The sequence below is a fragment of the Streptomyces pactum genome (genome assembly GCF_016031615.1).
Taxonomy (GTDB): domain Bacteria; phylum Actinomycetota; class Actinomycetes; order Streptomycetales; family Streptomycetaceae; genus Streptomyces; species Streptomyces pactus.
In genome coordinates this window covers 1,760,021-1,774,407 of record NZ_JACYXC010000001.1, presented here as the reverse complement: position 1 = coordinate 1,774,407, position 14,387 = coordinate 1,760,021, and the positions used below count along the sequence as shown (strand labels likewise).

Here is a 14,387-nt window from a genome sequence, read left to right as displayed (position 1 = left end):
GTGGGGGCCGTCGCTTCGGTCGGCCTCGTCACCCTGTCACCTCCGTCAACCGGCCCGTACGGCCGGGCAGTCGGGGCGTTCGCCCCCGTCCCCGGTCCGCCGGTCCTCATCGCTGCTGGCAGTCCGCCCCGGGGCCGGGCCCGTGAGGGGCGGCTGGCTCTCCGGAGCGATCTAGCTTAGGTTAGCCTTACCTTAGTTGCCCGGAAAGGGAGGGTCCCCCATGCGACGGTCCAGACCGGCCCGTGTGTTCGCCGTGCCACTGCTGACGGCCCTGGCGGTCGCCGGCCTCCCGGCCGTGGCCGGTGCCCGCGCGGCCGACCGGGCGGAGAGCGCCGGCCGGGCCGCGGGCGCCGACCTGGCCGGGGGCGCCGTCCGGGCCGCCGGAGCCGACCGTGCGGTGGCCGGCGGCCGGCTCGACTGGGGCGTCAAGACGTCCTTCCAGCGGTATGTCACCGGGCCGGTGGCGCAGGGGAACTGGAGCCTGCTGGACGGGGCCGGCACGGTCGGTGCCGACCGGTTCCGTTTCCACTCGGCCACCGGCACCCACGACCCGGACGACGGCGCCTTCCGGGCCGGCTTCCGGGGCGGCGTACGGTTCCTCGGCCACCGCGAACCGGACGGCAGCCACCAGCTGGACCTGACGGTCTCCCGCCCCACGGTGCGGATCGCGGGAGGCCGGGGCACCCTGCACGCCGACATCGCGAGCCGCGCCAGGGGTGGCGGACGGCTCACCTCCGCCACCCAGGTCCCGCTCGCCGCCCTCGACCTGACGGGGGTGAACCTGCGCGGCGGCGGTACGGCCGTGGTGCTGCGGGACATCCCGGCCCGGCTCACCGCGCGCGGCGCCCAGGCGTTCGCCGGGTACTACACCGCAGGCACCCCGCTGGACCCGGTGAGCCTGTCGGTGGACCTCACCCAGGTCCGGGACGGCGCCCGCCGCACCCCGGCCCCCGGACCGTCACCGGATCCGGCCGCCCGGCCGACGGGCCGGCCGGCCCGCGGCGAGGTGCGCGACGCCGTCGTGGACTGGGGGGTCCGCCGGACCTTCCGGGAGTACGTCGGCGGTGACATCGCACGCGGCCGGTGGCGGCTGTCCGAGGGCGCCCGGGACGGCGGCGCGGTGTTCCGCTTCGGCGCCGGACGCGGCACGTACGACACCGCGCGGGGCACCGTACGCGCCGGGTTCGCCGGCCGGGTCCACTTCACCGGCCGGAACCTGGACCTCGCGCTGAGCGGGGTGTCGGTCCGGGTCCAGGACGGCCGCGGCACCCTCTCGGCCGATGTGACCACCGAGGGCCGTACCGAACGGGACGTCCCCCTGGTGACCTTCGCGGCCGGGCGGCTCCGGCCGGCCGACGGGCTGATCGCGGTCACCGAGGCACCCACCGAGCTGACCCGCCGGGGCGCCGCGGCGTTCGGCGGGATGTACCGGGCGGGCACCGCCATGGACCCGCTGACCCTCGCCGTCACCACCGCCGAGGGCGCCCGGCTCCCCCCGCTGCCGGACCTCGGGGACGCCCCGTCGGCCGACGCCGCCCCCGAGCGGCGTGCCGCCGACCGGACGCCGGCGGGCCCGGCCACCGGCGCCGCCGCGGACACCTCCGGCCCCTCCGGCCCCTCCGGCACGGTCGCGGTGGTCGCCGGCGGCTCCGTGCTGCTGATGGCCGGCGCCACCGGGGTCCTGCTGTACCGCCGCCGGGGCCGCGCCGCCGGCGGCCCCCCGGCGGGGGACTGATACCCCCCGGCCGCACGCCCGTACGGTTCCGTGCGGCCCCCGGCGTCCGGGCGGATCCGGTCCGGGGCGGATCCGGTCCGGGGCCGCTCCGGGCGGGGTCCGGGGCCGGGCCCGGGTCCCGGGCAGGGGGGAGTACGGCCCGGGCACCCGCCCGTAAGGGCTCGGTCCGGTCCGGGCCCGCGACCGTGGGCCGGACTCCCGCACCACCCGTACGGGACCCGGCCTGCCCCACCCGCGCCCTCCGGCCGGGGCCCCCGGCGCCCCAACCCCCCACCCCCCGGCCCCCCGGCCCCCGGTCCTCCGCCGTGCCGGTCCCGCCGGCATCCGCAACCGCCCGCCTCCGGCCGCCCGGGCCGGTCCGGTCCCCTGCCCGTGACGCGGGCCGGGCTCCGCCACCGTCCGTACGGGGGCCGGTCCCGCCCTGTGCCCATCGACGGGACCGAGCCCCCGGCCACGCATCGACCACCCACCCCACCCGCCTCGTCGGTCCCGCCCTGTCCCCGGGCCGGACGACCGGCCGGACCACCGGCGCCGGCAACCCGCCGGCCCGGCACCCTGCGACGACCCAGGAGATCCCGATGACCGACCCCACCGAGCCGACCCCCCCGTCCCACCGACCCGGCCGACCCTGCCGGTCCCGGCCGCCCCGCGGATCCGATCGGCCCTGCCGGTGCGGCCGGGCCGGCCGGCCGCACCGGCAGGCCGGCCGTCGCCGCGGTCCGGGCTCCCCGCCCGCCGCGCCACCGGGCCCGCCGCGCGCTCACCCTCCCGGTGGCGCTGGCCACCGTCACCGTCGCGGGCGTGACCGCCCTCGGCGCCGGCGGGTTCGCGGTCGCCGCCGGCTCCGCGCCCGCCGACGCCACCGGCCGGCCGCCGAAGCCGGCCATCACCGACGGCACGCTGGAGTGGGGGGTGAAGGAGAGCTTCCGCAGGTACCTCGCGAGCCCGGCCGCCCACGGCACCATCACCACCTCCGACGGCGCCACCCAGGCGACCGGCAACGGGCCGTTCACCTTCTCCGCCGGCGCCGGCGACTACGACACCGCGCGGCACGCGGTGGAGGCCCGGTTCCGCGGCCGGGTCCACTTCACCGGCCACGGCGGTGCGCTCGACATCGCCTTCAGCGACGTACGGGTCAGCACCGAGGGCACCAGGGGCAGCATCACGCTCGATGTGACCACGCCCGACGGGACCAGCGACGACGTCGCCGTGGCCACCCTCGACCTCGCGGGCATCAAGCCCGGTACCGGCCAGGGCGGGGCGGTCCGGTTCGAGAACATCCCGGCGACCCTCACCGCCGACGGCGCCAAGGCGTTCAACGGCATGTACCGCGAGGGCCAGGCCCTGGACCCGGCCACCCTGACGGTGTCGGTGGGCAGCGCCCCGACCGGCACCCCCGACCCCGGGACCGACCCCGGAACCGACCGGACCCACCACGCCCGCCCCCCACGCCGCCGGCCACCCCGGGGCCGAAGCCGACCGGGACGGCCCCCGACCGACGGGCCGACGGCCACCCCTGACCACCGGTACTCCCCACCGGCACGCCCACCGGCGGGCCGGGTCCGGACACCACTCCCCGCGCCGCCCGCGGCCGACGGCACCATCGCCGACGGCACCCTGGACTGGGGCGTGAAGAAGTCCTTCCGGGAGTACGTCACCGGACCCGTCGCCCACGGCGCCGTCACCGTCTCCGGCGGAGCCCGGGAACACGGCGACGGCTTCCGCTTCCCCTCCGGGCAGGGCACGTACGACGAGGACGCCGGAACCCTGGACGCCGGGTTCGACGGGGCGGTCCGCTTCACCGGTCACGAGGGCCAACTCGACCTGCGGTTCAGCGACCTGAAGGTGCGCATCGACGGCAGGCGCGGCTCGCTGGTCGCCGATGTGTCCGCCAAGGACCGGGCCACCGGCAAGGTCACCGAGTCCGACGACCTCACCGTCGCCGAGCTGGCGCTCACCGAGGGACTCACCGCCGAGGGCGATGTGGTGCGGGTGTCGCGGGTGCCCGCCGAACTGACCCGGGACGGGGCGGCGGCGTTCGGCGGCTTCTACCGGCCGGGCGACGCGCTGGACCCGGTGGACGTCGTGGTCACCACGGCGGACGGCGCCGCACTGCCGGGCGGCGCCGGCGGCAGCGGCGGCACCGGCGGGGACGGCACGGGGGGGCTCCGGCGGCGGCGGGGACACGGTGGTCACCGGTGCCGGTACCGGCGGCAGCGGGGGAGTGGTGGACGGCGGCGCCGGTGCCGACGGCTCACTCGCCGCCACCGGTTCGCCGGTACCGGCCGCGGCGCTGGCGGGCGGCGCCGGGCTGCTCGTGGCGGGAGGGACGGCCGCGGTGCTCACCGCCCGCCGGCGCGCCTCCCGCACCGCCGGCCCCGCACACTGACGCACCGCCCGGCGCCGGACGGTCCGTACCGTCCGGCGCCGGGCACGGACGGTACGGTGCCCGCCGCGGGCCCGGGGTCACGGTACGGGTCCGGAGCCGGAACGGCCCGAGCCCACCGGGCCCGCCGTACCGCCTCGCGGGGCGGGCCGGGGGCACCGATGGGCGCGGGACCGCACCGCGCAGGACCGCACCGCGCGGGACCGCACCGCGCGGGACCGCACCGCGCGGGACCGGGCGGTGCGGTCCCGTACCGGGCCTGGGCCGGGGCCCTACGGCCCCCCCGCTCCGGCGGTCAGGCGCTGCGCGGGAACCGGCGCTCCAGCTCCTGGAAGACCGCGGTGTTGTACGCGAAGGCGCGCCGGCACTCCTCGACCACCCGCTGCTTCTCCAGGTCGTCCACCGGCAGCGCGTCCAGCAGCTCGCGGTACCGGCGCTTGAACGCGGCCGGGTTGGCGATGCCCTCGAACACGTAGAACCGGACGCCGTCGCCCTTGTGCCCGAACCCCCAGGTCTTCTCGGCGGTGCCCCGGATGACCTGCCCGCCCGAGAGGTCGCCGAGGTAGCGGGTGTAGTGGTGCGCCACGTACCCGGCGGGCCAGTCGCGGGCGCACTCGGCGATCCGCGCCGCGTACGCCGCGGTCGCCGGCAGCGGGGCCAGACCGTCGCGCCAGCCGGCGCCGCCCAGGTGGGCCAGGTCCCGCTCCAGCTCCGGGGTACGGGCCAGCTCGGGCCGGATGAACGGGCCCGCCACCGGGTCCTCGGCCAGCGAGCCGGTGGCGGACTCCAGGGCGCGGTAGACGAACCACAGCTGCTCGGTGTAGCGCCGGTACGCCGTGATGCCGAGACGGCCGCCGAGCATGTCGCTCATGAAGGAGGAGTTCTCCGCCTCGGTGTGCTGCTGCTGCGAGGCCGTGCGGATGACGGTGGAGAACGGCGTGACCGGCGTCGGGGTGGTGGCTGCGGCGTCCAAGACGGCCTCCGGGTACCAGAAGGGGACGGGAAGGCGATTGTCACAACTTAGGCTTACCTAAGTCAATGCCTTCCCGACGACCTGTCGGTAAAACTTCCCCGTCACCGCCGGTCCGCCCCGCCGCCGACCACCGCCCCCGCCGCGCCGCCGCCCCCGGAGACGCAGAAAACCGCGGTGGCCGCACCGTCGGGGTGCGGCCACCGCGGTCGGCCGGTCGGTGGGCGTTGATCCGTGGGGGCCCGGGGGACGGGACCCGTGGCGCTACGGCAGCGTGAGGATCTCCGCCCCGGTCTCGGTGACCACCAGGGTGTGCTCGAACTGCGCGGTGCGCTTGCGGTCCTTGGTCACCACGGTCCAGCCGTCGTCCCACATGTCGTACTCGTGCGTGCCCAGCGTCAGCATCGGCTCGATGGTGAACGTCATGCCCGGCTTGATCTCGGTGGTGTGGTGCGGGCTGTCGTAGTGCGGCACGATCAGGCCGGAGTGGAACGCGGAGTTGATGCCGTGCCCGGTGAAGTCCCGCACCACGCCATAGCCGAAGCGCTTGGCGTACGACTCGATGACCCGGCCGACGATGTTGATCCGGCGGCCCGGCCGGACGGCCTTGATCGCGCGGTTCAGCGACTCCCGGGTGCGCTCCACCAGCAGCCGCGACTCCTCGTCCACCTCACCGCACAGATAGGTGGCGTTGTTGTCCCCGTGCACCCCGTGGATGTAGGCGGTGACGTCCAGGTTCACGATGTCCCCGTCCCGCAGCACCGTGGAGTCCGGGATGCCGTGGCAGATCACCTCGTTCACCGAGGCGCACAGCGACTTGGGGAAGCCGCGGTAGCCGAGCGTGGAGGGGTAGGCGCCGTGGTCGCACATGTACTCGTGCGCGACCCGGTCCAGTTCGTCGGTGGTGACGCCCGGGGCGATCAGCTCGGCGGCCTCCGCCATCGCCCGTGCGGCGATGCCTCCGGCGATGCGCATCCGCTCGATCGTCTCGGCGTCCTGCACCTCGGGACCGGTGTACGGGGCCGGCGCGGGCTTCCCCACGTACTCGGGGCGGGTGATCGAGGCGGGCACGGACCGGGCGGGGGAGAGCTTCCCCGGGACAAGAAGCGACTGGCCAGACATGTCAGCGAGTGTATCCGCGGGGGATCGGGCAGCATGGCGGCAAGGAAACGGGGAAACGGGGATCGGACGGCCCGGGCGGCGGGCCGGACCGCCCCCAGGCCGGAGAGGACAGGAGCCGGATGGCGATGTTCAAGAAGCGGACCGTCGGCAAACCCGGCGAGTGGTACTACTGCGTGCGCCACCAGCGGGTGGAGGAGGGCCCGGAGTGCCGGGCCGCCGACCGGCTGGGGCCGTACGCCACCCGCCAGGAGGCCGGGCACGCGATGGAGACGGCCCGGGAGCGGAACGCCGAGTGGGAGAACGACCCCCGCTGGCAGGAGTCCGGACGCGGGGCGGACCGGGGCCGGGGCCCGGCGGACGACGACCTCTCCTGACGCGCGTCCCCTGTCCCGTCTCCTGACGCGGTCTCCTGACCCGTGGGTCCCCGCCCGGCGCACCCGGCGCCGTGCCGGTCCGGCCACGGGTGAGCCGGGCTGCGGGCCGGCCGGTCCGTCGTAACGCCGCCCGTACCGCCGTGCCGCTGCACAGCCGGTACCGCCGGGCAGCCCGGAGCGTCGCGCCGCCGGCCGGACCGCCGTGCCGGTCCGGGTCCGCGCCCCGCCGCGGCCGCCGCGGGGCGGTTCAGGCGGCGGGCGTGGGCCGGTCCCGCTGCTCCAGCCGGTCCTGCGGGCCCTTCCGCAGCTCCCGCATGCGGATCGCGTGTTCGTCGGTGCGGGCGTCGTAGCTCATCAGCTTCGGGATCGCCACCGCCAGCAGCCCCACCGCGGCGACGCACGCCACCCCGCCGGACCAGACGGCGGTGCGGACCCCGGTCAGGCCGGCCATCCCGCCGGCCCGCACCTGGCCGATCTGCGGCCCGGTCGCGTACGACAGCAGCTCGATGCCCGCCAGCCGGCCGCGCAGCTCGTCGGGGATGGTCTGGTTCCAGATGGTGGACCGGAACAGACCGCTGACCATGTCGGCGCCGCCGGCCACCACCAGGGCGAGCAGCACCAGCCAGATGTTGCCGGCCCAGCCCGCGACCGCCATCGCCGCACCCCACACCGCGGCCCCCAGCACCACCATGCGCCCGTGCCGGTGGATCCGGGAGGTCCAGCCGCTGGTGACGCTGACCAGCACCGACCCCACCGAGCCGGCCGCGTACATCAGCCCCAGCGCCCACGGCGCGTCCAGGTCGTCGGCGAGGAACGGGAAGATCGCGTTCGGGAAGGCGAAGAGCATCGCCGCCATGTCCACCACATAGGTGCCCAGCAGCTCCTTGCGCCGCCACGCGTACCGGGCGCCCGCCGCGATGGCCGCCAGCGACGGCTTCTCCGCGTCCTCGGCCGGTGGCGACGCGGTCAGCATCAGCCCCAGGACGAGCGAGGCCAGGTACGTCAGCACGTCCAGCCCGTAGGCGAGCGGCAGCCCCGCGTACGCCACCACCACCCCGGCCAGGGAGGGGCCGGCGATCGCCGACAGCTGCCAGCGCAGCGCGTTGAGCGCCGCGGCGGCGGTCTGCTGCTCCAGCGGGACGATCCGGGCCACCACCGCGTCCAGCGCGGGCCGCTGGAGTCCGGCGAGCGCGCTCGCCACCGCCGCCGCCACGTACAGCGGCCACAGCATCGGGTCCGGCAGCAGGCTGTTGACCAGCAGCAGTGCCGACAGCAGCCCGAGGCCGGCCTCGGTGAGCACGATCAGCGTGCGGCGGTCCACCGCGTCGGCGAGCGCCCCGCCGTACAGGCCGAAGACGATCAGCGGCACCAGCTCCACCGCGCCGATCGCCCCCACCGCGAACGCCGACCCGGTCAGCTCCTTCACCTGGAGCGGCAGCGCCACCAGGGTCAGGAAGCTGCCGAAGGCGGTCACCAGCCCGGCGACCCACATCAGCCGGAAGTCGCGGCTGGAGCGCCACGGCGAGAGGTCGGGCAGCAGTGAGCGCCACCGCGCCCCGGCCCGCGCGGCGGCGGGCTGGTCGTCATCGGTCATGAGCCGTCATGCTGCGCGAGCGCGGCGGCCCCCGGCAACCGAATTGATGGCCGCCCGGCCTGGCGCCCCGGACCGGCGGCCTCCGGGCCTTCCCGGGCTCCGCCCCGTGCCCCGGCGCGCACGCCTCCCGGCGCCCCCGGCGTCCCGGCGCCGCGCCCCCTGCGTCCCTCCGGAGGCTCCGGCGTCACGCTTCCGGCGCCCCCGATGTCCCGCCCCGGCGCCATGCGTCCGGCGCACCCGATGCCACGCCCGGCGCCGTGCCGCCCCCGCGGTCCGCCGGGGCGGCGTCTCACCAGCGCGGCGGCGGTGTGGTCAGCCGTTCGGCGAACCGGGACAGCAGCTCCCGCAGCCGCGGCCGGCCGGGCCGCCCGGGCCCGGGGTTCTCCCCGGCGGCGGCGCTGACCAGGTGCTGGAGGACCTCCAGGTCGAGCCCGGTGTCCGGCGGCGCGGTCAGCGCCTCGTGCGCCACCGAGCGCAGGTCCCGGTCGCCGCCGTCCAGCGCGAACACCGTGGTCCCGCCGCGCCGGGCGTCGTGCACCCGCTCCAGCAGACCGGCCCCCGCCTCGCCCGGCGACACCACCAGCAGCGTCTCGCCGCGCCCGGCGGCCTCCAGCCGGCCCAGCCCCACCGACAGGTGATCGGGCACCCCGTCCGGCACCCGGTGCCGCACCAGGGTGGGGGAGAGCTGCGGCAGATCGGACCAGGCGGCCTCGTCCCGGAGGTGCGCCGCCAGGTGCCAGGGCTCGTACTCCTCGCTGCCGACCACCAGCAGGCCGCCGGAGCGCGAGCGGACCGAGGCCCGCAGCGCGCCGCCGAAGCGGCGCGTCGCCGCCAGCCACTCGGTGCCGGCGAGCGCCTCGCGCAGCAGTGCGATCCGTACCGCGTCCATGCGCCCGCATGCTGCCGTGCCCCGCCCGGCGGAACGTCCGGGTCCGGACGGGCTCACCCCAACGGGCGGCGCGCCCGCCGGACACGGGGCGCCCGACCGGCCGCCGAGCGCCCTGTCGGTGCCGCCGGGCCACGCCCGTCCGTCACCCCTCGCGCGCCGCCACGCCCGCCTCCCGGCACGCCCGCCTCCGGGGCGTACGCCTCCGCCACGCCCGCCCCCGGTGCGTACGCCGTCCCCGCTCGGCCCCCGTTCCGCCCGGTGCCACGCCAGGCACCCGCCGCGCCCGGCCGTGAACCGCCCTGCCCGTCCCCGCCGGGCCAGGGGCCCCCGGGCCCCGGACCCGTCCCGCCGTGCCCCGGACGTCCCGCGCGCCCGGACGTTCCGCCCCCTCGCCCCGCCCCGGCGCCGTTCCGCGCCCCGGCCGCCGGCGGGCGCGCGGGGGCACCCCGGCGCACCTGGGGGAGCCCTCCGGGCAGGCCCCGTCCCCGTACGGCACCGTGTGCCGCGGGTGAACCGGGAGCGGCCGGAGCACCAACTGTTCATGTGCCGTGCCTTGACGCTCCTTGGGGCAATCCCTATGGTCACCGCACACAAGGGACGTCCTACGTCCGGCTTGGTCGGCAGCAGCGCTCGATTGCGACGGGGCATCGGGAGGTCTGATGGCAAGCGGTCTGACAGCGCGTACCTACGAGATGTCGGTGCCCTTCCGAGCCGGGACCGAGGGCTATGCCAGCTACCGCATCCCGGCCGTGGTGGTCACCGGCGGCGGCGTCCTGCTGGCGTTCGCCGAGGGCCGGGTGGAGTCGAGCGCCGACAGCGGCCACATCGACCTGGTGCTCAGGCGCTCCACCGACGGCGGCCGCACCTGGTCGGCGTTACAGGTCGTCGCCGACAACGGCACCGGCACCGCGGGGAACCCCGCGCCGGTGGTCCTGGCGGACGGGCGCGTGATGCTGGTCCACGTCCGCAACGCCGCCGCGGCCACCGAGGACCGCATCCGCCGCGGCGAGGTCACCGCCGCCGACGGGCGCCGGGTGTGGCTCCAGTACAGCGCGGACGACGGCGCCACCTGGAGCGCGCCGCGCGAGATCACCCCGCAGGTGAAGAAGGAGCACTGGCGGTGGTACGCCACCACCCCCGGACACGCCCTGCGGCTGCGGCACGGACCGTACGCCGGACGGGTCGTGGTCCCGGCCAACCACTCGCTGCCGCCGGCCGGCCAGGACAACGGCACCGAGGGCCGGTACAACGGCGGCCACGACCTGCTCAGCGACGACGACGGGGACACCTGGCGGATCGGCTACACCGACGACAACACCAACGGCTACATCAACGTCAACGAGACCACCGCCGCGGAACTGCCCGACGGGCGGATCTACTTCAACACCCGCACCGACTCCGACGCCCCCGGCACCCGGGCCGACGCCATCTCCCGGGACGGCGGCGCCACCCTGGACAAACCCTTCCGCCCGCAGGCCGGCCTGGTCGCACCGGTGGTCGAGGGCAGCGTGCTCCATCTGGGCGAGCCGGACGTGCTGCTCTTCTCCGGCCCCGCCGACCCGTCCTTCCGGGCCCTGATGACCATCCGGGCCAGCCACGACGGCGGCGTCACCTGGCGCCCGGCGCACACCGTCAGCGGCCTGCCGGCCGCGTACTCCGACCTGGTCAGGATCGACGACGCCACGGTCGGACTGCTCTACGAGACCGGCGACTTCAGCGCCTACTCGACGATCACCTTCCGGCGCGTTCCGGTGGAGGAGCTGGTATGAGCAACGATCCCCTCAAGCGCGCGGAGCCCGGCGGCGCCGGCCGCCCGTCCGGCCCGGGCCCGCACCGGCGGACGGTGCTCGGCGGGGCCGCCGCGGTCGCCGCGTTCGGCCTCGCCGGCTGCGGCTCCGACGACGACGGCGGAGACACCCCCAAGGGCCGCGCCAAGGGCGAGAAGGTCACCCTCACCTTCTGGTCCTGGGTACCGGGCATCGACAAACCGGTGGACCTGTGGAACCGGAAGAACCCCGAGGTGCGGATCAAGCTGGAGAAGGTCTCGGCGGTCAACGGCGCCCAGTACGCCAAGATGCACGCCGCGATCAAGGCGGGGAACCCGCCGGACCTCGGACAGATCGAGTACCCCGTGGTCCCCAGCTTCCTGCTCGACAACGGGCTCGCGGACCTCACCGGGTACGGCGCGGCCGAGCACAAGGGCAAGTTCGTCGGCTGGCAGTGGCAGCAGGCGGTCTTCGGCAAGGGCGTCTACGCCGTACCGCAGGCGTCCGGCCCGATGGGCCTCTTCCTCCGCCGGGACCTGTTCGACGAGTGGGGCATCGGCACCCCCGCGACCTGGGACGACTACGCGGCGGCGGCCGGGACGGTCCGGCGCAAGGGCTCCTGGATCGAGACCTTCTCCCCGACCAACGGTAACCGCTTCGCCGGCCTCGCCTGGCAGGCCGGGGCCAGCTGGTTCGGCACCTCCGGCGACGCGTGGACGGTGAGCATCGACGACGAGCCCACCCGCAAGGTCGCCGACTTCTGGGAGGACCTGATCCGCCGGAAGCTCGTCAAGACCATCCCGGACCGGCAGAACGCCTGGTACAAGGACATCCAGACCGGGGACATGGCCGCCTGGATCGGCGCCAGCTGGGGGGACGCACTGCTCGCCGGCAACGCGCCGAAGACGGCCGGCCGGTGGCGGGTGGCGCCGCTGCCGCAGTGGCGGAAGGGTGAGCGCGCCCACGCCAACTGGGGCGGCTCGACCACCGCCGTCTTCGCCGGCAGCAAGTACCCGAAGGACGCGCTCGCCTTCGCCGTCTGGCTCAACACCGCCCCGGAGTCGATCGCCCTGCTCATCGAGGGCGGCTACGGGTTCCCCGCCGCCACCTCCGGCTACGCCACGAGCGACCTCGACGTGCACCGGGACTTCTTCGGCGGACAGGCGTACAGCGAGGTGTTCCAGGAGGCCGGGAAGGGCGTGGACACCAGCTGGCGCTGGGGACCGGCGATGGACACCGTCTACCAGCGGCTCGGCGACGCCTTCACCGAGGCGCTCGGCGGCAGCGGCTCGTTGCGGTCCGCGCTGAAGAAGGTGCAGGCCGACACCGTCAGGGACCTCAAGGACAAGGGACTGAAGGTGGAGAGCGGGTGAGCCGCCCCACCGGCACCCCGGCCGGGCCCGCCGCCCGGAACAGGACGCGGTGGCGGAACGCCCGCGCGGCGGCCGGCTTCCTGCTGCCGTTCCTCGCCCTGTTCGCCCTGTGCTTCCTCGCCCCCATCGGCTACGCGGTGTACCAGAGCCTGCTGAAGGTGGAGCGGACCGGGCCACTGGGCCTGGGCGGCGAGACCCGGGAGGTCTGGGCCGGCCTGGCCAACTACACCCACGCCCTGGAGGACGACCGCTTCACCGCCGGCTTCGCCCGGGTGCTGCTCTTCGGCGCGGTGCAGATCCCCGTGATGATCGTCTTCGCCACCGCGCTGGCACTGCTGCTGGACGCCGCCTCGGCCCGCTGGGTCGGCTTCTTCCGCACCGCCTTCTTCCTCCCCTACGGGGTGCCCGGGGTGATCGCCTCCATCCTGTGGGGCTTCCTCTACGTCCCCGGCATCAGCCCGCTGGTGGAGATGGCCGGCTCGGTGGGCTGGGACGTGGACTTCCTGTCCCGCTCCACCGTGCTGTGGTCCATCGCCAACATCGTCACCTGGCAGTTCACCGGGTACAACATGCTCGTCCTGATCGCCCAGCTGAAGGCGGTCCCCGGCGAGCTGTACGAGGCCGCGCGGATCGACGGCGCGAACGCCTGGCAGATCGCCCGGCACGTCAAACTGCCGCTCATCCGCCCCGCGCTGGTCCTCACCACGGTCTTCAGCATCATCGGCACCCTCCAGCTGTTCGCCGAACCGATGGTGCTCCGGCCGCTGGCCACCGCCATCGACTCCGGCTACACCCCCAACCTGCACGCCTACAACGAGGCGTTCACCAGCAACAACCAGCACATCGCGGCCGCCGAGGCGGTGCTGCTGGCGCTCGTCGCCTGCGTGCTGTCCTTCTCCTTCCTGCGGCTGGTCGGCCAGGGCGCACGGCGCGCGGACGGCACCCCCGCCGGCGCCGCCGGCCCCACCGGCCCCGGGGCGACGGGCACCTGCCCGGCCCGCCCGGGGGCGGCCGGGAAGGCAGGGGGCGCGCCCCGCGACCGGTCCGGGACCGCCCGGCGCCGGGCCCTTCGGCAGCACGACCGCGGGCGCCCGGCCGCCCGGCGACCGGGAGAGGACGGCGACAGGTGACCCGAGCCACCGTGACCGAACCCGGGGAGCCCGGCGGCCCGGACGGCCGCCGTACCGGCCCGGGCGAGCGGCCGGCGGACGCCGGCGCCGGGGCGCGGCGGCGCCACGCCCGCAAGGCCCGCCCACCCGGCGCCTCACCCGGGCAGCCCCCGCTGCACCACCGGATCATCACCTGCTCGCTGCTCGCCGTCGCGGCCGTCTACTTCCTCGTCCCCGTCTACTGGCTCACCGTCTCCGCCACCAAGTCCAGCGGCGACCTGTTCGGAACCTTCGGCTTCTGGTTCGCCGACCCCCGCCCGCTGGACCGCCTGGGCGACGTGCTCCGCCACGACGACGGCATCTACGTGCGGTGGTTCCTCAACAGCCTCGCCTACGCCGGCATCGGCGCGGTGCTCGCCACCCTGCTGTCGGCCGCGGCCGGCTACGCCCTGGCCAAGTTCCCCTTCCCCGGCCGGGAGGGCGTGTTCAACCTGGTGCTCGCCGGGGTCCTGCTGCCCGGCACCGCGCTCGCCCTCCCGCTCTACCTGCTCTTCAGCGAGATGGGACTCGCCAACACCTACTGGTCCGTCCTCATCCCCAGTCTGGTCAGCCCCTTCGGCGTCTACCTGTGCCGGATCTACGCCACCGCCGCCGTCCCCGACTCCCTGCTGGAGGCGGCGCGGATCGACGGCGCGGGGGAGACCCGGATCTTCACCACCCTCGGCCTGCGGCTGATGACCCCGGCCCTGGTCACCGTCTTCCTCTTCCAGTTCGTGCACATCTGGAACAACTTCTTCCTGCCGCTGGTCATGCTCTCCGACTCCGACCTCTACCCGCTCCAGCTGGGCCTGACGTCCTGGCAGGGGTACGCGGACCGGCAGCCGGAGCTGTACCAGTACACGGTGGGCGGGGCCTTCCTCTCCGTCCTGCCGCTGATGGTGCTCATGGGCGTCCTCCAGCGCTACTGGCGCACCGGCCTGACCGAAGGCAGCGTCAAGTCCTGAGCCGGGCCGGGCCCGCGCCGGGTTCGGCCCGCGCCGGGCCGGGTCCGCGCCGGGCGGGCGGGCGC

At 75.9% G+C, this 14,387-nt stretch carries 9 protein-coding genes and 2 pseudogenes; 7 read left to right on the top strand and 4 right to left on the bottom strand.

Going from position 1 to position 14,387, the window contains the following annotated elements; all coding sequences use genetic code 11:
* The first annotated feature begins 220 nt into the window (after positions 1–220).
* Positions 221–1,735 (top strand): HtaA domain-containing protein, encoded by a 1,515-nt coding sequence (locus tag IHE55_RS06990; protein WP_197988239.1) that lies wholly within the window; start codon positions 221–223, stop codon positions 1,733–1,735.
* A 771-nt stretch (positions 1,736–2,506) separates the two neighbouring features.
* Positions 2,507–3,760, top strand: a pseudogene (locus tag IHE55_RS30845) (HtaA domain-containing protein); the annotation flags it as partial.
* A gap of 656 nt (positions 3,761–4,416) precedes the next feature.
* On the opposite strand, the gene IHE55_RS06980 reads toward IHE55_RS30845, so the two are convergent.
* Both IHE55_RS06980 and map read right to left on the bottom strand, forming a co-directional pair.
* The gene (locus IHE55_RS06980) at positions 4,417–5,094 is read right to left on the bottom strand and encodes a biliverdin-producing heme oxygenase (RefSeq protein WP_197988238.1); all 678 of its coding nucleotides are present in this window, start codon (positions 5,092–5,094) and stop codon (positions 4,417–4,419) included.
* A gap of 261 nt (positions 5,095–5,355) precedes the next feature.
* Positions 5,356–6,213 carry a type I methionyl aminopeptidase gene (gene map, locus IHE55_RS06975; RefSeq protein ID WP_197988237.1) on the bottom strand — a complete coding sequence of 286 codons (858 nt, stop codon included), beginning with the start codon at positions 6,211–6,213 and terminating at the stop codon, positions 5,356–5,358.
* A 119-nt stretch (positions 6,214–6,332) separates the two neighbouring features.
* On the opposite strand from map, the gene IHE55_RS06970 reads away from it, so the two are divergent.
* Positions 6,333–6,587 (top strand): hypothetical protein, encoded by a 255-nt coding sequence (locus tag IHE55_RS06970; RefSeq protein WP_197988236.1) that lies wholly within the window; start codon positions 6,333–6,335, stop codon positions 6,585–6,587.
* 247 nt (positions 6,588–6,834) lie between these two features.
* Here IHE55_RS06970 and IHE55_RS06965 read toward each other — a convergent pair whose 3' ends face one another.
* Positions 6,835–8,181, bottom strand: coding sequence for an MFS transporter (locus IHE55_RS06965; protein ID WP_197988235.1), 1,347 nt, complete (start codon positions 8,179–8,181; stop codon positions 6,835–6,837).
* Between the two features lie 289 nt (positions 8,182–8,470).
* Positions 8,471–9,070 carry a hypothetical protein gene (locus IHE55_RS06960; RefSeq protein ID WP_197988234.1) on the bottom strand — a complete coding sequence of 200 codons (600 nt, stop codon included), beginning with the start codon at positions 9,068–9,070 and terminating at the stop codon, positions 8,471–8,473.
* Between the two features lie 659 nt (positions 9,071–9,729).
* Here IHE55_RS06960 and IHE55_RS06955 point away from each other — a divergent pair.
* From IHE55_RS06955 to IHE55_RS06940, 4 genes and pseudogenes are all read left to right on the top strand, one after another.
* Positions 9,730–10,839 (top strand): sialidase family protein, encoded by a 1,110-nt coding sequence (locus tag IHE55_RS06955; RefSeq protein WP_197988233.1) that lies wholly within the window; start codon positions 9,730–9,732, stop codon positions 10,837–10,839.
* Positions 10,836–12,209, top strand: a complete 1,374-nt coding sequence (locus IHE55_RS06950; RefSeq protein ID WP_197988232.1) for an ABC transporter substrate-binding protein — start codon at positions 10,836–10,838, stop codon at positions 12,207–12,209. Before IHE55_RS06955 ends, IHE55_RS06950 begins: the two co-directional genes overlap by 4 nt.
* Positions 12,206–13,129, top strand: a pseudogene (locus IHE55_RS06945) (carbohydrate ABC transporter permease); the annotation flags it as partial. The gene IHE55_RS06950 and the pseudogene IHE55_RS06945, both read left to right, overlap by 4 nt.
* Before the next feature lie 362 nt (positions 13,130–13,491).
* Positions 13,492–14,322 (top strand): carbohydrate ABC transporter permease, encoded by an 831-nt coding sequence (locus IHE55_RS06940; protein WP_197991831.1) that lies wholly within the window; start codon positions 13,492–13,494, stop codon positions 14,320–14,322.
* The last annotated feature ends 65 nt before the right edge of the window (positions 14,323–14,387 follow it).

Coding starts and splice junctions, on each gene's coding strand:
- IHE55_RS06965 (WP_197988235.1), bottom strand. CDS start 8,181: ATGACCGATGACGACCAGCCCGCCGCCGCGCGGGCCGGGGCGCGGTGG.
- IHE55_RS06970 (WP_197988236.1), top strand. CDS start 6,333: ATGGCGATGTTCAAGAAGCGGACCGTCGGCAAACCCGGCGAGTGGTAC.
- IHE55_RS06955 (WP_197988233.1), top strand. CDS start 9,730: ATGGCAAGCGGTCTGACAGCGCGTACCTACGAGATGTCGGTGCCCTTC.
- IHE55_RS06960 (WP_197988234.1), bottom strand. CDS start 9,070: ATGGACGCGGTACGGATCGCACTGCTGCGCGAGGCGCTCGCCGGCACC.
- IHE55_RS06950 (WP_197988232.1), top strand. CDS start 10,836: ATGAGCAACGATCCCCTCAAGCGCGCGGAGCCCGGCGGCGCCGGCCGC.
- map (WP_197988237.1), bottom strand. CDS start 6,213: ATGTCTGGCCAGTCGCTTCTTGTCCCGGGGAAGCTCTCCCCCGCCCGG.
- IHE55_RS06990 (WP_197988239.1), top strand. CDS start 221: ATGCGACGGTCCAGACCGGCCCGTGTGTTCGCCGTGCCACTGCTGACG.